Annotated in this window: 20 protein-coding genes and 1 pseudogene; 15 read left to right on the plus strand and 6 right to left on the minus strand. The window is 68.8% G+C overall.

The genetic code is table 11. The features are described 5' to 3' along the window. The first annotated feature begins 7 nt into the window (after positions 1–7). From phnD to CF68_RS24520, 4 genes are all read left to right on the plus strand, one after another. Positions 8–1,000: a phosphonate ABC transporter substrate-binding protein gene (gene phnD, locus CF68_RS24505; RefSeq protein WP_035823852.1), complete on the plus strand. Its 993-nt coding sequence runs from the start codon at positions 8–10 to the stop codon at positions 998–1,000. 81 nt (positions 1,001–1,081) lie between these two features. Beyond that, positions 1,082–1,894: a phosphonate ABC transporter, permease protein PhnE gene (gene phnE / locus CF68_RS24510; RefSeq protein ID WP_035823855.1), complete on the plus strand. Its 813-nt coding sequence runs from the start codon at positions 1,082–1,084 to the stop codon at positions 1,892–1,894. Positions 1,895–1,898: 4 nt separating this feature from the next. Beyond that, a complete protein-coding gene (locus CF68_RS24515; protein WP_035823859.1) occupies positions 1,899–2,435 on the plus strand; it encodes a phosphonate degradation HD-domain oxygenase in 537 nt (178 codons plus the stop codon). Beyond that, positions 2,432–2,896, plus strand: coding sequence for an N-acetyltransferase family protein (locus CF68_RS24520; protein WP_369798902.1), 465 nt, complete (start codon positions 2,432–2,434; stop codon positions 2,894–2,896). Before CF68_RS24515 ends, CF68_RS24520 begins: the two co-directional genes overlap by 4 nt. 41 nt (positions 2,897–2,937) lie before the next feature. Here CF68_RS24520 and phnN read toward each other — a convergent pair whose 3' ends face one another. The 3 genes from phnN to phnF form a co-directional block, all read right to left on the minus strand. Then, on the minus strand, positions 2,938–3,528 hold the full coding sequence (gene phnN, locus CF68_RS24525; protein WP_035823861.1) for a phosphonate metabolism protein/1,5-bisphosphokinase (PRPP-forming) PhnN: 591 nt from the start codon (positions 3,526–3,528) through the stop codon (positions 2,938–2,940). After that, the gene (locus tag CF68_RS24530) at positions 3,525–4,250 is read right to left on the minus strand and encodes a DUF1045 domain-containing protein (RefSeq protein WP_035823863.1); all 726 of its coding nucleotides are present in this window, start codon (positions 4,248–4,250) and stop codon (positions 3,525–3,527) included. Before CF68_RS24530 ends, phnN begins: the two co-directional genes overlap by 4 nt. 130 nt (positions 4,251–4,380) lie before the next feature. Further along, positions 4,381–5,115: a phosphonate metabolism transcriptional regulator PhnF gene (gene phnF, locus CF68_RS24535; protein WP_035823867.1), complete on the minus strand. Its 735-nt coding sequence runs from the start codon at positions 5,113–5,115 to the stop codon at positions 4,381–4,383. A gap of 178 nt (positions 5,116–5,293) precedes the next feature. On the opposite strand from phnF, the gene phnG reads away from it, so the two are divergent. The 7 genes from phnG to CF68_RS24570 are packed head-to-tail and all read left to right on the plus strand — an operon-like array spanning position 5,294 to position 11,182. Continuing rightward, complete coding sequence (gene phnG / locus CF68_RS24540; protein WP_035823871.1) at positions 5,294–5,779, plus strand: phosphonate C-P lyase system protein PhnG; 486 nt, start codon at positions 5,294–5,296, stop codon at positions 5,777–5,779. A 1-nt stretch (position 5,780) separates the two neighbouring features. Then, entirely contained in the window at positions 5,781–6,398 is a 618-nt protein-coding gene (gene phnH / locus CF68_RS24545) for a phosphonate C-P lyase system protein PhnH (RefSeq protein WP_035823874.1), read from the plus strand. Between the two features lies 1 nt (position 6,399). Beyond that, positions 6,400–7,524: a carbon-phosphorus lyase complex subunit PhnI gene (locus CF68_RS24550; protein ID WP_035823878.1), complete on the plus strand. Its 1,125-nt coding sequence runs from the start codon at positions 6,400–6,402 to the stop codon at positions 7,522–7,524. Next, the gene (locus tag CF68_RS24555; RefSeq protein WP_035823881.1) at positions 7,521–8,423 is read left to right on the plus strand and encodes an alpha-D-ribose 1-methylphosphonate 5-phosphate C-P-lyase PhnJ; all 903 of its coding nucleotides are present in this window, start codon (positions 7,521–7,523) and stop codon (positions 8,421–8,423) included. Before CF68_RS24550 ends, CF68_RS24555 begins: the two co-directional genes overlap by 4 nt. Continuing rightward, on the plus strand, positions 8,420–9,196 hold the full coding sequence (gene phnK / locus CF68_RS24560) for a phosphonate C-P lyase system protein PhnK (protein WP_035823884.1): 777 nt from the start codon (positions 8,420–8,422) through the stop codon (positions 9,194–9,196). Before CF68_RS24555 ends, phnK begins: the two co-directional genes overlap by 4 nt. A 5-nt stretch (positions 9,197–9,201) precedes the next feature. Further along, the gene (gene phnL / locus CF68_RS24565) at positions 9,202–9,927 is read left to right on the plus strand and encodes a phosphonate C-P lyase system protein PhnL (protein WP_013952914.1); all 726 of its coding nucleotides are present in this window, start codon (positions 9,202–9,204) and stop codon (positions 9,925–9,927) included. A 37-nt stretch (positions 9,928–9,964) separates the two neighbouring features. Then, positions 9,965–11,182, plus strand: coding sequence for an alpha-D-ribose 1-methylphosphonate 5-triphosphate diphosphatase (locus CF68_RS24570; RefSeq protein WP_035823889.1), 1,218 nt, complete (start codon positions 9,965–9,967; stop codon positions 11,180–11,182). 186 nt (positions 11,183–11,368) lie between these two features. Here the strand turns inward: CF68_RS24570 and CF68_RS24575 are convergent, their stop codons facing one another. Then, positions 11,369–12,205, minus strand: coding sequence for an IclR family transcriptional regulator (locus tag CF68_RS24575; RefSeq protein WP_035823892.1), 837 nt, complete (start codon positions 12,203–12,205; stop codon positions 11,369–11,371). A gap of 213 nt (positions 12,206–12,418) precedes the next feature. Here CF68_RS24575 and CF68_RS24580 point away from each other — a divergent pair, with 213 nt between their 5' ends. Together CF68_RS24580 and CF68_RS24585 are read left to right on the plus strand one after the other, a co-directional pair. Continuing rightward, entirely contained in the window at positions 12,419–13,405 is a 987-nt protein-coding gene (locus tag CF68_RS24580) for a tripartite tricarboxylate transporter substrate binding protein (protein ID WP_035823895.1), read from the plus strand. Positions 13,406–13,476: 71 nt separating this feature from the next. Continuing rightward, positions 13,477–15,819, plus strand: a pseudogene (locus tag CF68_RS24585) (cytochrome P450/oxidoreductase). Between the two features lie 11 nt (positions 15,820–15,830). Here CF68_RS24585 and CF68_RS24590 read toward each other — a convergent pair. Further along, complete coding sequence (locus CF68_RS24590; RefSeq protein ID WP_035823897.1) at positions 15,831–16,337, minus strand: GNAT family N-acetyltransferase; 507 nt, start codon at positions 16,335–16,337, stop codon at positions 15,831–15,833. A 182-nt stretch (positions 16,338–16,519) separates the two neighbouring features. Here CF68_RS24590 and CF68_RS24595 point away from each other — a divergent pair, with 182 nt between their 5' ends. Next, entirely contained in the window at positions 16,520–17,074 is a 555-nt protein-coding gene (locus tag CF68_RS24595) for a hypothetical protein (protein WP_035823900.1), read from the plus strand. A gap of 21 nt (positions 17,075–17,095) precedes the next feature. Here the strand turns inward: CF68_RS24595 and CF68_RS24600 are convergent, their stop codons facing one another. Then, positions 17,096–18,001, minus strand: coding sequence for a LysR family transcriptional regulator (locus CF68_RS24600; protein ID WP_035823986.1), 906 nt, complete (start codon positions 17,999–18,001; stop codon positions 17,096–17,098). Positions 18,002–18,214: 213 nt separating this feature from the next. Here CF68_RS24600 and CF68_RS24605 point away from each other — a divergent pair. Further along, the coding region (locus tag CF68_RS24605) for an FUSC family protein (protein WP_235205875.1) at positions 18,215–20,100 on the plus strand (1,886 nt) is incomplete at its 3' end.

Below are 20,100 nucleotides of genomic sequence, written 5' to 3' on the forward strand. Positions count from 1 at the left end.
GTTGTCCATGCTTCGCAGAACCTTTCTCGCCGTCGTGGCCTCGGGCGTGGTCGCCCTGCCCGCCTTCGCGCAGGATGCCAAGAGCCTGAACATCGGCTTTATCTCGACCGAATCGTCATCGAACCTGAAGTCCGCCTGGCAGCCGCTGATCGACGATCTCAGCAAGACGCTGGGTGTACCCGTCAAGCCCTTCTTTGCGTCCGACTATGCCGGCATCATCGAGGGCATGCGCTTCAACAAGGTGCAGATTGCCTGGTTCGGCAACAAGTCGGCCATGGAGGCCGTGGACCGTGCCAACGGCGAGGTCTTTGCCTCGGTGATCGACAAGGACGGCAACCCGGGCTACTGGTCGGTGCTGATCGTCAACAAGGACAGCGACCTGAAGAGCGTCGAAGACGTGATCAAGCGCGGCAAGGATCTCAGCTACGGCGCCGGCGACCCCAATTCCACCTCGGGCACGGCCGTGCCGGGCTTCTACCTGTGGACTGCGAACAAGGTCGAACCCAAGACGCTGTTCAAGGCCGTGCGCATCGGCAACCACGAGACCAACCTGCTGTCGGTGCTGAACAAGCAGGTGGATGTGGCGGTGAACAACACCGAGAACATGGAGCGCTATCGCATCAACACCGGCAAGAACGCCTACGACCAGGTGCGGGTGCTGTGGAAGTCGCCGCTGATCCCGGCCGATCCGATGGTCTATCGCAAGGACCTGTCGCCGGAGGTGAAGAAGAAGATCCAGGCCTTCTTCGTCAACTACGGCAAGGGCGCCGACGCCGCGCGTGAAAAGCAGGTGCTGGCCACCCTGACCTACCAGGGCTTCCGTACCGCCAGCGATGCGCAGCTGGTGCCGATCCGCCAGATCGAGCTGGCCCGCGAGAAGGCCAAGATCGAATCGGACACCACCCTGGCCGCTGCCGACAAGGAAAAGCGGCTGGCCGAGGTGAGCCGCCGCCTGGCTGAGCTGGACAAGGCCGCCGGCAACGCCACCAGCACGCAATAAGCACCACCCCGACGAGGCCGGCGGCACCCCGCCGCCGGCCTCGCATCGCTTTCGTTACCCCGCTTGATTCCGGCTTGCCCCATGACTGTCACCGCCAGGCCCGGCCTGCCTCCCACGCCCCAAAGCAACGTGCGCCCGCCGCGCACTTCCCTTGCCGTGATGCTGACCTGGGCAGTCCTGCTGGCCATGCTCGCCCTGTCCTGGCAAGGCGCCGACATGCGCCCGCTGGACTTGCTGCGCGACTCGGACAACATGGCAAAATTTGCCGCCGATTTCTTCCCGCCCGACTTCCGCGACTGGCGGCACTACCTGGACGAGATGCTCGTCACCGTGCAGATCGCGCTGTGGGGCACCGTCCTGGCTGTGGTGATGGCGGTGCCGCTGGGCCTGCTGTGCTCGGCCAACATCGTGCCGGCGTGGGCCTACCAGCCCGCACGCCGCATCATGGACGCCTGCCGCGCCATCAATGAGATGGTGTTTGCCATGCTGTTCATCGTGGCCGTCGGCCTGGGCCCGTTTGCCGGCGTGCTGGCGATCTGGATCCACACCACCGGCGTGCTGGCCAAGCTGTTCGCCGAAGCCGTCGAAGCCATCGACCCGCGCCCGGTGGAAGGCGTGCGCGCCACCGGCGCTGGGCCGATCGACGAGATCGTCTATGGCGTGATTCCGCAGGTGCTGCCGCTGTGGCTGTCGTTCGCGCTGTACCGCTTTGAGTCCAACGTGCGCTCGGCCTCGGTGGTGGGCATCGTCGGCGCCGGCGGCATCGGCACCGTGCTGTGGGAGATCATCCGCAGCTTCCAGTACGGGCAGACCTGTGCCGTGATGATCATCATCATCCTGTTCGTCTCGGCCATCGACATCATCTCCGCACAAATCCGCAAGGTACTGGTCTGACCCCATGCTGAACCTGTCCCGCATCGAAACGCTGTTTGCCGACCATGGCAATGCCTGGTACGGCGGCGAAGCCATCAGCCAGACCGCGCACGCGCTGCAATGCGCGCAACTGGCCGAGCAGGCCGGCGAGCCCGAGCCGCTGATTGTCGCGGCCCTGCTCCATGACGTTGGCCACCTGCTGCTGGCCGAAAGCACCACCACCGACATGCGCCACCAGGAGGCCGCCGCGGATGCGCTGACCGGGCTGTTTGGCGACGAAGTGACCGAGCCCGTGCGCCTGCACGTGGCGGCCAAGCGCTACCTGTGCGCCGTCGATCCCGCGTATTCCGGCACGCTGTCGCCCGCTTCAGTGCAAAGCCTTGCGCTGCAAGGCGGCCCGTACAGCACCGCGCAGGCCGATGCATTCGCCGCGAGCCGCCACGCCGCCGCCGCGGTCCGCCTGCGCCGCTACGACGACCTGGCCAAGGTGGTCGACCTGGCCACGCCGCCGCTGGCGCACTATCTGGACATGGCCGCGCGTTGCGCGCGGACTGGCGCATGAACATCATGGCTGAAGCTGTGCTTACCCTGCGTGAAGTGCGCGGTTCCGACGCGGAACTGCGGCACCTGTCCGCGCTGCTGGCCGCGATGGACGACGAATTGCCGCTGCCGCTGGCCACCATGCGCGAGCGCTACGCGACCATGCGCCGCTATCCGGACTACCGCTGCTACATGATGGTGGATGAGGACGAGGTGCCGCTGGGCACCTTCAGCCTGCTGGTATTCCCCGTGATGGTCCACGACGGGCGTCCCGAGGCGATTGTCGAGGCAGTGGTGGTGGCCCCGTCCGCGCGCGGCATGGGCGTCGGCAAGGCGATGATGCGCGAAGCGATGCGCCTGGCCCGTGAGGCCGGTGCGGCCAAGCTGGCGCTGTCGTCCAACGCGCGGCGTCTGCAGGCCCACCAGTTCTATCGCCGGCTCGGGTTCACCGAGCACGGCATTAGTTTCAGCATCGAACTCTGATGGCAAGGCCGTGCCGGAGGCTTCGCTTCGGCACGGGCTTATCAGCTTAATGTTGCGCTATCGGAAGTAGCCCCAACCAGCCGCGCGAACGCCTCCGCCGCGCTTTCCAGGGCGCCGCTATTGTCGAACTCGACCAGGCGGCACCCTGCCGGCACCGTGAATGCCTGCGCCGCGCGCGCCAGGCGCCGGCCAATCGCCTCTTCCGACTCGCGGCCACGCTGGCGCAGCCGCGTGGCCAGCACCTCCGGCCGGACGCGCACATGCACTGCGCACAGCTTCGGGTAGCGCGCCACGGCTTGCGGCAGGTACTCGCGCGAGCCATTGACGATCACCGTCAGGCCCCTGGCCAGCCACTGCTCGATCTCGATGCCGATGCCGTAATGCAGCCCGTGGCTGTGCCAGTCCAGCGCCAGGCAGCCGAGCGCCTGGCGGCGCCGGAATTCATCGGCGGTGAGCGCAACGGAGGCCTCGTTGGCATCGGCCTCGCGGGTGATATAGCGATGCGCGATGACGATGCGGTCATCCGGCCCGAGGCGCTCGCGCAGCGCGCGCAGCAGCGAGTCCTTGCCGCTGCCGGATGGCCCCATCAGGTAGAACAGGCCGTGTCCGTCGGCCGGGGTGTGTGCGTTCATGCGTCCAGGTACGCCGCGCCGGCGCCGTCAGTGGTGCTGCCGTTGAAACCGTAGTGGCGGGCAACGATAAAGTCGTCGCCCGGCGCCGGCTGCACGAATACGCTGATCCCGTCCACATGAAGCGGCGCCTGCAGCAGCTTGCCGCTCGCTGCCCCCAGGTGCTCGATGGCGGCGTGCTGGCCGGCAGGGTCGAGCATGCCGGTCAGCGTGATATGGAAGACGAAGGTACCGAACACATACGGGTAGCCCCATGCGTCGAGCATGCGGCGCTCTTCGTCGCTCAACTGGTCCGGCTTGCGCCGGCCGAGTTCTTCGGCCGTGGGCAGAGCGCGGAAGCGCTCGAATGCCAGTACGCACGCATCGGCCAGCGCCTGCATCGGGGGCGATCCGCCATCGGCCAGGCACCACGCCACAAAACCCCGCAGCGCACGCAGCGCCAGCGGCGCGTCGAATGCCTCGCAGCCACGCATGAAGTCCCGCGCAGCGGCGTCGAGCATCGGCCCATTGGTGCCCTGCGCAAGCCGGAATGGCGGCTTCAGCGTGGCATGCAGGCCGTAGTGCGCCGGGGCCTTGATCCATTCGGCGGGCGGCGGCGCCATGCCCGCCGGGGCGGGCAGCGCGGCGCCAGTATCGGCGTCGCGGCCCAGCCACTGGCTGCCAAATGTGCGGAAGGGATCGGAGGGCGTCAGGTAGATGGCGTAACGGTGCGCTGGCAAGGTCATGCGGCAAGGTTACCAGTGGCGCCCGACGCCCGGCGGCGGCGACTGCCCTGGTTTTGTGGTCTGGACCGCAGACACGTTAGCGCAGGCAGATGACAGCCGGATGTCTAGACCAATGCCACGCCGCCCCGCCTCAATCACTGTCGGAAACTGTCAGCTGCACCCAGTCCCCGGCAAACCGCACCACGCTGTACTGCACCGGCGCCCCGTCGATATCAACGTTCAGCGCCTCCACCTGCAGCACCGGGCGCGTCTTCGGCTGGTTCAGCAGCCGCGCCACCGGGGCGCTGGGCATGGCCGCCGTGATGCGCGACCACTTGCGCGTGTAGTCCGCAATGCCGAAATGCGCCAGCGCGCGCGACACCGATTGCCTGGCGCGCAGCACCTCGTCGATACCCGGGAAGCGCTTTAGGTTGAAGTAATGCTCGGCAACGTCGATGGTGCGCTCTTCGGCCTTGCCGATCATCTGCACGTGCAGGATCTCCGCCGTGCGCGCCAGGCCCAGTTGCTTTGCCACTTCCGGCGCGCGCACCACCTGGCTGTCGATGATCTCGGTATGCCCGCGCATGCCCTGCGCGGCCAGGTTTTGCGAGAAGCGCGTGCGGCGCCCGATCGCGTAGTCGATCGCATGCTCCTGCACGAAGGTGCCGCGGCCCTGCTCGATCCGCACCAGCCCGCTCAGCTCCAGCTCACCCATGGCGCGGCGGATGGTGTGGCGGTTGACCGCGAAGCGCGTGGCCAGTTCAGGCTCAGGGGGCAGCTGTTCGCCGGGCAGGTACAGCTTCTTGCGGATGTCGTCCGCCAGCGCCTCGCCAATCTGGCGCCACACCGCCACGCCGGAACCCCGTTCCACTTCTCGATCAGACATCTTGCGCTGCCCTCTTGTCATCAAGCGTTCACCATTGCCATGCGATTGTGCCTTAACCGCGCCGCGATGGCGGGGTGCCCGAGCAATGCCCCGCCCCGTCATGAAACGTTCATCTGCCTGTGGTCTAGTAGCTGCGTGTTCAAGCAGTGACATCTACACGTATAGACGTATAGGGGTGATGATGCAAAGCGAAACCGCGCAGGCCCATGCCGCCCGCGCCGCCTGGCTCCGGATCCTGGCGACAGCGCCAACCGACGCGCTCGACGGCGCGTACCAACGGCTTGGCCAGGCGCAAGCCCTGCCGGCCTACCGGCTGCTGCGCAAGCCGGAGTCCGGCATGGCCATGGTCCGGGCCCGCGCAGGCGGCACCGGTGCCCAGTTCAACCTGGGGGAAATCACGGTCACGCGCTGCGCGGTCGTGCTGGAAGACGGCGCTGCCGGAGCCGCGGTAGGCGTGGCCTATATCCAGGGCCGCAGCGCCCGCCACGCCGAACAGGCCGCGGTGCTGGACGCGCTGCTGCAGCGCCCGCCCTGGCACCAGCGCGTGCAGGACCTCGTGCTGGCGCCGTTGGCAAGCACGCAGGCGGAGCGCGCCGCACACGCAGCGGCCACTGCCGCCCAGACCCGCGTCGAGTTCTTCACCATGGTCCGGGGAGAGGACTGAGATGACTGCCACCCAACCGATCCTGTCCACCCCGGCCGCCTCGCTGCTGCCGGGTTTCAACAACCCGGTCGACGACGCCCAGCAGGTCTTCCGCGCCGCGCTGCAGGCGTTTGCCCATCCGGGCCGGCTGCAAACGCTGCCCGTGACCAGCGGCCTGCCCGACGGCCTCTCGCCCGCGCTGGCCGCGCTGCTGCTGACGCTGGCCGATCCCGATACCCCGGTCTGGCTGCCTGCCGGCGTGCCGGCCGCGGCGCGCGCGTTCCTGCGCTTCCATTGCGGCTGCCCGCTGACCGACGATGTCGGCGCCGCGGCCTTCGTGTGCGTGCCCGCCGGATATGCCGTGCCGGCACTGGCGGACTGCGCGCAAGGCGACCCGGCCTTCCCCGACCGCTCGGCCACGCTGCTGGTGGAGGTGGCCTCGCTTGCCGATGGCGACACCCTCACGCTGCGCGGCCCCGGCATCGAAACCACGCAGGTGCTGCATGTGGTCGGCCTGCCCGCGGACTTCCGCGCCGGCTGGCGCGCCAACAACGCCGGCTTCCCGCTCGGCGTGGACCTGCTGCTGGCCAGCGGCGACCGATTCTGCGCGCTGACGCGCACCACGCTGGTGGAGGACTGACATGTACGTAGCCGTCAAAGGTGGCGAACGCGCCATCCTCAATTCCTACCGGATGCTCGATGCGTATCGCCGCGGCGATACCGCGGTGCCGGAACTTACGCTGGCGCAGATCCGCGAACAGATGCCGCTGGCGGTGTCGCGCGTGATGGCCGAGGGCTCGCTGTACGACCCGCACCTGGCCGCGCTGGCCCTGAAACAGGCCGCCGGCGACCAGATCGAGGCGATCTTCCTGCTGCGCGCCTATCGCACAACGCTCGCGCGCTTTGGCTATACCCAGCCGGTGGATACGGGCGCGATGCGCCTGCAGCGCCGGATCTCGTCCACGTTCAAGGACGTGCCGGGCGGCCAGGTGCTGGGGCCGACCTACGACTACACCCAGCGCCTGCTGGATTTCACGCTCGAAGCAGGCCGCGACCCAGAGCCGCTGCCGCCGTCACCCGAACCCCTCGCCGCCAGCATGCCGCGCGTGACCGGCCTGCTGGAAGCGGATGAACTGGTCGAAGCCGACCAGATCCCCGCGGGTGACCCCACGCCGCCCGACCTGACGCGCGAGCCGCTGGCCTTCCCCGCCAGCCGCGCCGCGCGCCTGCAGAACCTGGCGCGCGCCGATGAAGGTTTCCTGCTGTCGATGGGCTATTCCACCCAGCGCGGCTACGGCAACTCGCACCCGTTCGCGGCCGAGATCCGCTACGGCACGGCCGAGGTCGAACTGTTCGTGGAAGAGCTTGGCTTCGCGGTCACCATCGGCGAGATCGAGCTGACCGAATGCCAGATGGTGAGCCAGTTCGCCGGCAATGCCGACGAAGCCCCGCGCTTCACGCGCGGCTACGGGCTGGTGTTCGGCTACAACGAGCGCAAGGCCATGTCGATGGCGCTGGCCGACCGCGCCATGCGCGCCGAAGAGCTGGGCGAGGCCGCCGACGCCCCGGCCAACGATATCGAATTCATGCTGTACCACAGCGACAACGTCGAGGCCTCCGGCTTCGTGCAGCACCTGAAGCTGCCCCATTACGTGGACTTCCAGGCCAACCTGGAACTGCTGCGCCGGCTGCGCGCGGAACAGGATGGTGCCGTGACCGCTACCGTGCAGGCGCAACCGCAGCCGCAAGAGGAGACGCTGGCATGACCACCCCCGACACCACCATAGCAACGGGCATGGCCTGCGACGACCACTACAACTTCGGCTACCTGGACGAGTCGACCAAGCGCATGCTGCGCCGCGCGCTGCTCAAGGCCGTGGCGATTCCCGGCTACCAGGTGCCCTTCGGCAGCCGCGAGATGCCGCTGCCCTACGGCTGGGGCACGGGCGGCATCCAGGTGACGGCCGCCATCATCGGCAGGGATGACGTGCTCAAGGTGATCGACCAGGGCTCGGACGACACCACCAACGCCATCAATATCCGCCGCTTCTTCGGCCGCGTCACCGGCGTGCAGACCACCGAGCGCACCGCCGAGGCCAGCATCATCCAGACCCGTCACCGGATTCCGGAAACGCCGTTGCACGCGGGCCAGACCCTGGTGTTCCAGGTGCCCATCCCCGAGCCGCTGCGCTGGCTGGAACCGAGCGAGGGCGAGACCCGCACCATGCATGCACTGGCTGAGTACGGCGCGATGCACGTCAAGCTGTATGAGGACATCGCCCATCACGGCCATATCGCCACCACCTACGACTACCCCGTGATCGTCAACCAGCGCTACATGATGCGGCCGTCGCCGATCCCCAAGTTCGACAATCCCAAGCTCGACCGCAGCCCCGCGCTGATGCTGTTCGGCGCCGGGCGCGAGAAGCGCGTCTATGCCGTGCCGCCGTACACCGCGGTCAGGAGCCTGGACTTCGCCGACCATCCCTTCACGGTGGAAAAGTGGTCCAGTTGCTGCGCCCAGTGCGGCGCCACCGACAGCTACCTGGACGAGATCATCACCGACGACGCCGGCACGCGCCTGTTCGTGTGCTCGGACACCGAGTACTGCGCCGACCGCCAGGCGGCCCAGGCCGTCAAGGCCGCTGCCGGAGGTGCCCGATGAGCGCCACTCCGCTGCTGTCGGTGCGCAACCTGACGCGCACCTGGGAGGGCCTGCACGGCTGCCATGACGTCAGCTTCGACCTGTACCCGGGCGAGGTGCTGTGCGTGGTGGGCGAATCGGGCTCCGGCAAGAGCACGCTGCTGCAGGCCTTGTCGATGCAGGCGCCGGCGCAGCGCGGCAGCGTGAGCTACGACACGCGCGAGTCAGGCCTGACCGACCTGGCCACGCTGTCCAGCGCGCGCTTGCGGCTGCTGGCCCGCACTGACTGGGGCTTCGTGCGCCAGCATGCGCGCGATGGCCTGCGCATGCAGGTCAGCGCCGGTGCCAATATCGCCGAGCGCCTGATGGCCGTGGGCGAGCGCCACTACGGCAACCTGCGCGAGCTCGCCGGCAACTGGCTGGAGAAGATGGAAATCGACCTGGCCCGCTTGGACGACGTTCCCGGCACCTTCTCCGGGGGCATGCAGCAGCGTTTGCAGATCGCGCGCAACCTGGTCACGCACCCGCGCCTGGTGTTCATGGACGAGCCCACGGCGTCATTGGACGTGTCGGTGCAGGCCCGCTTGCTCGATCTGCTGCGCCGCCTGGTGGCAGACCTGGGCCTCGCCGCCGTGCTGGTCACGCACGACCTGGCCGTGGCGCGCCTGCTCGCACACCGCACGCTGGTCATGCAGGGCGGCCGCGTGGTGGAGCAAGGCCTGACCGACCAGATCCTCGACGACCCGCAGCACCCGTACACGCAGTTGCTGGTCTCTTCCATCCTGCAGGGCTGACGACGATGCACGCAGAATACCCACAGAAACTGGTCGAGGTTCGCGGCCTCGGCAAGATGTTTACGCTGCACAACCAGGGCGGCATCCGCCTGCCGGTGCTGCGCGCGATGGATTTCGATGCCGCCCGCGGCGAATGCCTGGTGCTGTCGGGGCCGTCCGGCACCGGCAAGAGCACCCTCCTGCGCTGCCTGTACGGCAACTACCTGGCCACCGAAGGCAGCATCCGCCTGCGCGATACCAGCGCCGAGGGCGAGCCGTGGGTCGAGCTGACCCATGCCCCCGAGCAACGCGTGCTGAAGCTGCGCCGCGACGTGATCGGCTATGTCAGCCAGTTCCTGCGCGCGATTCCCCGCGTCGGCGCGCTCGACGTGGTGGCCGATCCGCTGCAGCAGCGCGGCGCCAGCCATGAGGAAGCGCGTGCCCGCGCGGCAGAGCTGCTGGCACGGCTGAACCTGCCGCGCCGGCTGTGGGATTTGCCGCCGGCCACTTTCTCCGGTGGCGAGCAGCAGCGCGTGAACATCGCGCGCGGCCTGATCGGCGGCCACCCGATCCTGCTGCTGGACGAGCCCACCGCCTCGCTGGACGCCGACAACCGCACCGTGGTGGTCGACCTGATCCGCGAGGCCCTGACCGAAGGCCGCGCGCTGATCGGCATCTTCCACGACGAAGCCGTGCGCGATGCCGTGGCCACGCGCCTGCTGCCGCTGCAACCCGCTACCGCCCTTGCCTGATTTGATCCCAGAACGGAATCCCAGAACGGAGCCGGACATGTCTGCTACCTACCTGACGCACGCCACCCTGGTGCTGCCGGACCGCGTGCTGCACGACAGCGCGCTGCTGATCGAAGATGGCCGCATCGCCCTCATCGAACCGGCACCCGCCGCGGTGCCCGCCCACGCCGCCGTGATCGACCTGCATGGCCACACGGTAATGCCGGGCCTGGTCGACGTGCATTGCGACGCCATCGAGAAGGAAGTCGAACCGCGCGCCAGCGTGCTGTTCCCGCTGGACTTTGCCGTGGCCCAGGTCGACCGCCGCAATGCCGCGGCCGGCATCACTACGCCGTACCACGCGCTGTCGTTCGCCGGCAACCAGTTCGGCGTGCGCAATGTCGATACCGCGGCCACGCTGGTGCGCACCCTGGCCGCGTATCGCCGCCACAGCCTGGTCGACAACCGCATCCATTGCCGCTACGAAGTCACCGATTCCAACGCCGTGCCGGTGCTGGAAGCCCTGATGGCCGAAGGCGTGGTCGACCTGCTGTCCGTAATGGACCACTCGCCGGGCCAGGGCCAGTTCAAGACCATGGATGCCTACCTGGCCTACATGATGGGCAACCACGGCATGAGCCGCGAGGAAGCCGCCGATGCGGCCCACAAGAAGGCCGCCGCGCTGGAAGGCGCCCATGAGCGCGTCAACCGGCTGGTGGCCAGGGCGCACGCGCTGGGCATCCCTACCGCCAGCCATGACGACGATTCACCGCAGCGCATCGCCGCCATGCACGCGCTGGGCGTGCGCATGAGCGAGTTCCCGATCAACCTGGAAACCGCGCAAGCCGCGTGCGCCCAGGCGCTGCCGACCATCCTGGGCGCGCCCAACGTGCTGCGCGGCAAGAGCCAGAGCGGCTCGATGCGCGCCATCGACGCCATCCACGCCGGGGTCGGCACCATCCTGTGTTCGGACTACCAGCCGTCCACGCTGATCGCGGCCGCGTATGCCGCCGCGCGCCTGGCCGACCTGCCGCTGAACCAGGCGCTGGCGCTGGTCACCGCCAATCCCGCCGAGGCCTGCCTGCTGGACGACCGCGGGCGCCTGGCGCCGGGGCTGCGCGCGGACGTCATCGCCGTGTCCGGCGTGGCAGGCCAGCCGATGGTCACGCATACCTGGTCCGGCGGGCGGCTGGTGTTTGCGGCGGGGTATCCGTCGGTGCGGCACGTTGGCGACGCCGCCATGCCGCGCGAAACCGCGCTGCGCGAGGTGGCATAAGGAGGATTGGCCGGGATTCGTAAAATTCCTCTGCGCCTCCGCCAGGCTGCTGATTTGAACAGGAAATCGAGCGCAATCTCGGTCAGCGCTTGGACGAGCCAGCGCCGGTCAGGCCGGCAACACAGTAGCGCTGGCTACGGCCGTTCGCTGCTGGCCGATGGCGGCTTCATCGGCTGAGGGATCGGATCAGGCCCCGGGGTTGAACCCCAGCGCCGTGCTGACCGCGCGCGCCTCGCGCCGCACGGCGCTGCCGATGGGCCCGTCGATGGCGGGATCAAAACCGCCGGTGGCGCCCAGCGCCGTCAGCACCGCGCAGACGCGCCCGGTGTAGTCGCGCACCGGCGCCGCCACGGCGCTGATGCCGGTCAGGTTGGTGTCGCGCACCCAGGCGCAGTCGTCGGCCTGCACCGCGCGCCGCAGCGCGCCGATGGGGTCCCTGGCATCGAGCAACGCCAGCCGCGCCGGGCTGGCCGTGCCCAGTTCTTCTTCGGCCTGGGCATGCACGCGCTTTTCATCGAGCAGCCCCAGGAACACGCGCCCGGTGGCCGACCACAGCAATGGCATCACCGAACCCGCGCGCACGTTCACCGTCACCGGCAAACCCGGTTCCTCAAAGCGCATGATGGTCGGCCCCTTGTTGCCCATCACCGCGACAAAGCAGGTCACCTCCAGCGCTTCACGCAGGCGTACCAGCGAGGCTTCGGCCAGCCGGATCGGGTCGGCCTGGCGCATCGCCGCCATGCCGATCTGCAGCGCCTCGAAGCCGAGGTGGTATTGCTGCGTGCCCGTCTCCTGCGCCACCAGCCCCTCTTCCACCAGGCTGACCAGATAGCGGTGCACCTTGGCCGGGCTTTCGTCGATATGCGCGGCAAGCGCGGTCAGGCTGGCGCGTCCGCCCAGCCGGGCCAGTCCCTTGAGCACGGCCATGCCGGTGACCGCCGATTGCACGCGCTGGCGGCGTTCGCGCGTGCGGGGCGCTTCGGCGGGTTCGATCAGAGGTTGGGCTGCTTTCGGTCGGGGCATGGCGGGAAGATCCGGCAAACGGTGAGCGGTCATCACATGGAAGGCGGATCAAGCCATGCGGCCGCTGCAGGACAGTTTAAGGTTAACCCGCATTCAATCATTACGCAATGCGTATATGATTTACGCAAATCATTACGCAATGCGTATATGATTTACGCAAAATAGAAAGACCGGTGCCGTACACCGGGCTGACCAACAAGGAGACACGCCCCCATGCCCCGCCCCCACTTCAAGCGCCTGGCCATTGGCGCCCTGGCCCTGCCGATGCTGGCCGCCGCCCCCGCGCACGCCGCCGACGCCTACCCTGCCAAGCCGATCCGCTGGATCGTCCCCTACGCCGCTGGCGGCGGCTCGGACTTCCTGGCGCGCACCATCAGCCAGGGGCTGTCGGCCAAGGTCGGCCAGGCGGTGGTGGTGGACAACAAGCCGGGCGGCAATACCGCCATCGGCGCGGCCGAGACGGCGCGCTCGGCCGCCGACGGCTATACCGTGCTGTCGGCCGACAACGGCACGCTGGTGTTCAACCCCGTGCTGTACAAATCGCTCTCCTACAACCCTGGCAAGGATCTGGCTCCGGTGACGCTGCTGGGCCGTTTCCCGATGATCCTGGTGGTGGGCGCGGCCAGCCCGGTCAAGAGCGCCAAGGAATTCATCGCCCAGACCAAGGCCACCCAGGGCGGCATCAATTACGGCTCGGCCGGCGCGGGCAGCCCGCACCACCTGGCGATGGAGCTGCTGAAGGTGGAAGCCGGCCTGTCGATGACGCATGCCCCGTACCGCGGCGCCGCGCCGGCGCTGTCGGACGTGGCCGCCGGACAGGTGGTGGCGATGATGGTGGACTACGCCGCCGGCGCCGGCTTTATCAAGGGCGGCAAGGTCCGGCCGCTGGCGGTGGCCAATGCCACCCGGCTGCCGCAGCTGCCCGACGTGCCGACCTTTGCCGAACTGGGCTACCCGCGCGTGGAAGCTGCCGCACTGGTGGGCATGGTGGTGCCGGCCGGCACGCCGCCGGAGGTGGTCAACACGCTGAACAAGGATGTGGTCGCGGCAATCCGCGAGCCCGCTGTCAACAAGCGGCTGGTGGACTTCGGCGTGGAGCCGGTCGGCAACTCGCCGGCTCAGTTCAGCGAGCTGCTGCGCAGCGAGTCCACCCGCTGGACCAAGCTGATCCGCGACCTGAAGATCGCGCTGGACAACTGAGTCCGGCCGCAACACCGAATGGCCGTCCGGCCCTGACCGGACGGCCCTGTTTTTCGCCAGGAGTACGCAGCATGGCCAACCCCTCCCCCAGCGCCGCGCGCAGCGGCTGCCCGATCGACCACAGCGCCTTGAGCGCGCCCAACGGCTGCCCGGTCAGCCACAACGCGGCGCAGTTCGACCCCTTCGGCGACGGCTACCAGCAGGACCCGCCCGAATACGTGCGCTGGTCGCGCGAGCAGGAGCCGGTGTTCTACAGCCCCAGGCTGGGCTACTGGGTGGTCACGCGCTACCAGGACATCAAGGCCATCTTCCGCGACAACCTGACCTTCAGCCCGTCGATCGCGCTGGAGAAGATCACGCCCACCGGCGACGAGGCCAATGCCGTGCTGGCCTCCTATGGCTACGCCATGAACCGCACGCTGGTCAACGAGGACGAGCCCGCCCACATGCCGCGCCGGCGTGCGCTGATGGCCCCGTTCACGCCCGCGGAACTGGCGCACCATGAGCCGCTGGTGCGCCGCCTGGCGCGCGAGTATGTCGACCGCTTTATCGACGATGGCCGCGCCGACCTGGTCGACCAGATGCTGTGGGAGGTGCCGCTGACCGTGGCCCTGCATTTCCTGGGCGTGCCCGAAGAGGACATGGACCTGCTGCGCCAGTACTCCATCGCCCATACCGTCAACACCTGGGGCCGGCCGAAGCCGGAGGAACAGGTGGCCGTGGCGCATGCCGTGGGCAACTTCTGGCAGCTGGCGGGCCGCATCCTGGACAAGATGCGCGAGGACCCGTCCGGCCCGGGCTGGATGCAGTACGGCCTGCGCAAGCAGAAAGAACTGCCCGAGGTGGTCACCGACTCCTACCTGCATTCGATGATGATGGCCGGCATCGTCGCCGCGCACGAGACCACCGCCAATGCCTCGGCCAATGCCATCAAGCTGCTGCTGCAGCATCCGGATGCGTGGCGCGAGATCTGCGACGATCCATCGCTGATCCCTAATGCGGTGGAAGAATGCCTGCGCCACAACGGCTCCGTCGCCGCATGGCGGCGGCTGGTGACGCGCGACGCCGAGGTCGGAGGCATCCGCCTGCCCGCGGGCAGCAAGCTGCTGATCGTCACGTCTTCGGCCAACCATGACGAGCGCCATTTTGCCGATGCCGACCTGTTCGACATCCGCCGCGACAACGCCAGCGAACAGCTGACCTTTGGCTACGGCTCGCACCAGTGCATGGGCAAGAACCTGGCGCGCATGGAGATGCAGGTCTTCCTGGAGGAGCTGACACGCCGGCTGCCGCATATGCGCCTGGCCGAGCAGACCTTCACCTACGTGCCCAACACCTCGTTCCGCGGCCCTGAGCACCTGCTGGTCGAATGGGACCCCGCGCAGAACCCTGAGCGCCGCGACCCGGCCTTGCTCGAGGTGCACCAGCCGGTGCGCATCGGCGAGCCGTCCACGCACACCATCGCCCGCACGGTGGTGGTCGAGCGCGTCACGCCAGCCGCTGACGGCGTGCTCCGGCTGCGGCTGGCGGCGCCCGGCGGCAAGCCGCTGCCGCGCTGGGCGCCGGGCTCGCATATCGACGTGGAATGCGGCGATACCGGGCTGTCGCGCCAGTATTCGCTTTGCGGCGATCCGGACGATGCCGCGGCGCTGGAAATTGCCGTGCTGCGCGACCCCGACAGCCGCGGCGGCTCGGCCTGGGTGCATGGCAGCGTCCAGGCCGGCGACCGCCTGCGCATCCGCGGGCCGCGCAACCACTTCCGTTTCGATGAAAACTGCAAGCGCGCCATCTTTATCGCCGGCGGCATCGGCATCACGCCGGTCAGCGCGATGGCGCGGCGCGCCCGTGCGCTTGGCATCGACTACGAATTCCACTACTGCGGCCGTTCGCGCCAGGCCATGGCGATGCTGGATGAACTGCAGGCCCTGCACGGTGCGCGGCTGCAAGTCCACGCCAGCGATGAAGGCCAGCGCGCCGACTTCGGCAAGCTGCTGGCGCAGCCGGACCCCCGCACCTAGGTCTACGCCTGCGGCCCGCAGCGCATGCTGGATGCGCTGGCCGAGTGCTGCGTGGCGTGGCCGGAAGATGCGCTGCGCGTGGAGCACTTCGTATCGAAGCTGGGCACGCTGGATGCGTCGAAGGAACAGCCCTTTACCGTCGAGCTGAAGGACTCCGGCCTGGTCATGGAAGTCCCAGCCGGCCAGACCCTGCTGAGCGCGCTGCGCGGCGCCAATATCGACGTGCAGAGCGATTGCGAGGAAGGCCTGTGTGGGTCCTGCGAGGTGCGCGTGCTGGCCGGCCAGGTCGACCATCGCGACGTGGTGCTCACGCGCAGCGAGCGCGAAGCCAACCAGCGCATGATGGCGTGCTGCTCGCGCGCCTGTGGCGGCGGCCGGCTGGTGCTGGAGCTCTGAACGCCCGCCCGTCAGGCGGTGGCGTTGAAGGCGTCGTGGTATTGCACGCTGCCCGCCGGATAGCCGCCATCGAACGCCAGTGCCTGGAAGTACTCGGGCGGCACGCCGTCCAGCACCAGCCCGGGCCGAGCGGCAAAGCCGAAGCGGCCGTAGTAGCCGGGATCGCCCAGCAGCACGCAGCCGGCGGCGCCAAGGCTGCGCAGTTGGTCCAGCGACGCGCGCATCAGTTGCGAGCCGATGCCCTGCCCCTGCAGGTCCGGTGCCACCGAGATCGGGCCCAGTCCGTACCAGCCTGCCGCGCCGGACGAGACCGTTACCGGCGAAATCGCCACGTGTCCCACCAGCCTGTCGCCGGCCTGTGCCACCAGCGACACCGTCAACTTGCCGGCGCGGCGCAGCGCATTGACGACGAACGCCTCGGTATGGGTGGTGTGCGGCGCCGTCAGGAAGGCGGCGGTGGTCAGCCGGGCGATGGCGTCGGTGTCGGACGGTGTTTCTGGGCGGATCTGCACGGACATGGCGGGACTCAGGACTTCGATCAGGTCTTGGGGACTCGGATTCTACGCTCCCCGTTCACTGGCATGCCGCGGCCGCCAGGGCAAGCCACCGTTGCGCCGTAGGACAACGCCTGACAACGGCGGCGAGGCGCCAAGGCTAAAGTAGCAGCGCGAACCCCAAGCAATCCTGTTCCCGTTGCGTCATGCGCCCTGCCCCTGCTGCCCCCGCCGTCCCCGATCGCCATCCTTTGCGCAATGCCGCTGTATGCCTGGGCCTGTCCCTGCTGGCCGGGCCACTTGCCGTTTCCGCCACGGTGGCTGCCCCGTCTGCGCCGTCCCCGCAACTGTCCGGGCTGGCCACGCTGCTGCTGGGCACGGTGCGCGGCAAGCCTACGGGCATGAACGGCGTGACCCGCCTGACCGCGGGCGATGTCGACCGTGAGCTGCGCATGGCCTGCCAGGAACTGATGCGCGCCGGTCCGGTCGACCTGGACGACACCACCCGCTTCGACGGCTGCATGACGCGGCCGGGCAAGATTGTCGAGTTCCAGCTGAAGGTTTCGGGGGTGGATGCGGCGCGTGACGATACCCGCGAGTTCATGGCGACGGCCAAGCCTATCCTGGAGCGCGGCATCTGCCGCAACCCGGATGTGCCGGTGCTCGGCAAGCTGGGGGTCAGGCTGCGCTACCACTACGTGGCCGGGCAGAAATCGCTGGTCTTGCTCGATATCCCGCCGGACCAGTGCCTGAAGAAGTGAGGCCGCCGCAAGCGCGCCGGTTCAAGATCCCTTTCCGCCCCCCAGCACCTCATCGCATACCGCCAGCCATGCCCGCGCCGCATGCGACAGGTAGCGTCCTGGCGACCAGATATGCGCCATGGTCCAGTCCATTGCCGGCGCAGTCAGCCGCGCCATGGCCAGTGTGTCCTGGCCCTGCAGGCGCTCAGCCAGCGGCTGCGGCAGGAAGGTAGTGCCCAGCCCCGCCGCCGCCATCGACGCCAGGAAATCCCAGTGCCCGCTGCGCGCCACCACGCGCGGCTCGATGCGTGCTTCCAGAAACGCCTGCCGCAGCATGCGCGTCAGCGAGAAGTCATCGGTCAGCATCACCAGCGGCTCATCGCGCAGCGCCGCCAGCGTGACGGTGCGCCCGCGCGCCCAAGTGGCCTTGCGCGGCCCCACGGCCCAGATCGGGTAGCGGCCGAACTGGCGCGTTTCCAGCGCCAGGCCGCTGTCGCCCGGCAGCACCGTGGCGCCGACCTCCAGCTCGCCGCTTGCCACAAGTTGCTCCACCACCTGGCCGCCGTGCTCGTCCAGCGTCAGCGACAGGTTGGGATAGCGCTGCCGGAAGGCGCTGACTGCCGGTGAAAAGAACAGGTTGACCATCGGCGGGATCCCCACCGTCAGCTGCCCCCGGCCCAGCGAGGACAGGTCGGACACCTCCAGCGTGAGCCGGTGCACCACGCCCAGCGCCTCCTGCCCGCGCTCGTAGACCACGCGGCCCACGTCGGTCAGCCGCACGCTCTTGCCTTCACGGATCAGCAGCGGCTGGCCGACCTCGTCCTCGAGTTGCTTGACCATCTTGCTGATGGTCGACTGGGTGACGAACAGCGAGGCCGCGGCCTGGGTAAAGCTGCGCAGCCGGGCAGTCTCGACGAAATAGCGCAGCGCGCGGATATCGATGGGCATGGTGCTGAGGGACGGCGAGCTGGCTGCCGGCAGGCGGCTTTCGCTACCCATGAACAAAATGAATGGAAAGGCCAATATTAAATCATGAATGGAATGCGAAAGGTTTGGCTACACTTCGCTTCCACACATCGCCCCCCGCCCAACTGCGCCGCCAATGAAGCGTGGAGCGGCAGACCGCGGTGTGCCCTCAACTCCTCCTGAAGACCCCGCTCCATGGCTAGCTGGCCGAATGCACGACAGTGGCTGTTCTCGCTGAAGGCATTCGCCGCCGCGATGCTGGCGCTCTATATCGCGCTGGCAATGGGCCTGCCGCGGCCGTACTGGGCCATGGCGACGGTGTACTTTGTTTCCCATCCCCTGACCGGCGCCACCCGTTCCAAGGCGGCCTACCGCGTGGCCGGTACGATGCTGGGCGCCACCGCCGCGGTGGCCACGGTGCCGCAGCTGGTCAACATGCCGATCGTGCTGATGGGTGCGATCGCACTGTGGATCACCGTGCTGGTGTACCTGTCGCTGCTGCAGCGCACGCCGCGCAGCTACGTGTACCTGCTGGCGGCCTACACCCTGCCGATCGTCGCACTGCCGGCCGTCAGCGCGCCGGCGCAGATCTTCGATATTGCCGTGGCCCGGATCGAGGAAATCGTGATCGGCATCGTCTGCGCCGGGCTGGTGGGCTCGGTCGTCTTCCCGGCCAAGGTGGCGCCCGCGCTGCGGTCCCGCGCAGCCAACTGGCTGGCCGACGCGGCGGCCTGGGCATCGGACATCCTCACCGGCAGCCCGCGCGCCGACGACAGCCGCCACCGGCTCGCCGCCGACATCCTGGCGCTGGACCAGCTGGTCAGCCAGCTGGCCTATGACACCGAGGGCAGCCACACGCTGCGCCATGCCCGCGCGCAGCGCCAGCGCATGACCATGCTGATGCCGCTGCTGTCGTCGCTGGAAAGCGTGCTGCAGGCGCTGCGCAGCCATCCGGACGGCGTGCCGCTGCCTCTGCGCGAAGCCCTGGCTGCGACGACCGCCTGGCTGGCGGCCGATGCTGCCACGCCGCCCCCGGTCGCCACGGGCGGCTGGCCTGCCGATGGCCGCGCGGGCGATGTCGACTGGCAAGCCGGCCTCGCCGCCACGGCGGCGGACCAGCTGCAGCGCCTGGGCACCCTGTACGCTGAATGCCGGGCCCTGCAGCAAGGCATTGGCGACCGCAGCGCCGGCGCGCCGCTGCTACACGGCGACCCGGCCCCGGAGGCTGCTGGCCATCACCACGACCACGGCATGCTGCTGTTCGGCGCCGTGTCCAGCGGCCTGGCCGTCTTCTGCGCGGGGCTGCTGTGGATCTTCTCGGGCTGGGAGGACGGCGCCGGCGCGGTCGCGGTGGCATCGATCGCCTGCTGCTTCTTTGCGGCCATCGACGAGCCGCGCCGCATGGCCGGTGCCTTCCTGCGCTGGAGCACGATCTGCCTGCTGGTGTCGTCCGGCTACCTGTTCCTGGTGGTGCCGCACGCGCACACCTTTGAAGCGCTGGCCGCGATGCTGGCGCTGCCCTACCTCGGTATCGGCCTGCTGATCGCGCGCCCGGGCTTCCAGCTGATCGCGATGCTGCTGTCGGTGAACACGGCGTCGTTCGCCAACGTGCAGGCCGTGTTCGATGCGGATTTCCTCGGCACCTTCAATACCTGCCTGGCCAGCGCCGCGGCAATGCTGTTCGCGCCGCTGTGGTCGATGGCGGTACGCCCGTTCGGCGCGCGCGCGGCGGCGCACCGGCTGGTGCGCGCCAGCTGGCAGGACCTGGCCCAGGCTGCCACGCTGCGCGCGAGCGATGGTGATGCGCGGCTGGGCGCGCGCATGCTTGACCGGCTCGGCCAGCTGGTGCCGCGGCTGGGGGCTGCCGGCGATCCCTTGTCGTCCGATGGCTTTCATGCGCTGCAAGTCGGCTACTGCGCGCTGGCGCTGCAGAAGGCGCTGCCGGCCTTGCCGCCCGCGGCGCGCAAGCCGGTGCGCCGCGTGCTGGCCGCGGTGGCGCGGCATTTCCGTGCGCGGCTGCGCGCGGGCCATGCCGTGCCGGCGCCGGCGGGGCTGGCCGCCTGGGTGGCCGATGCCCTTGC

Origin of the sequence: Cupriavidus sp. SK-4, from assembly GCF_000611125.1 — a bacterium.
Classification (GTDB): Bacteria; Pseudomonadota; Gammaproteobacteria; order Burkholderiales; family Burkholderiaceae; genus Cupriavidus; species Cupriavidus necator.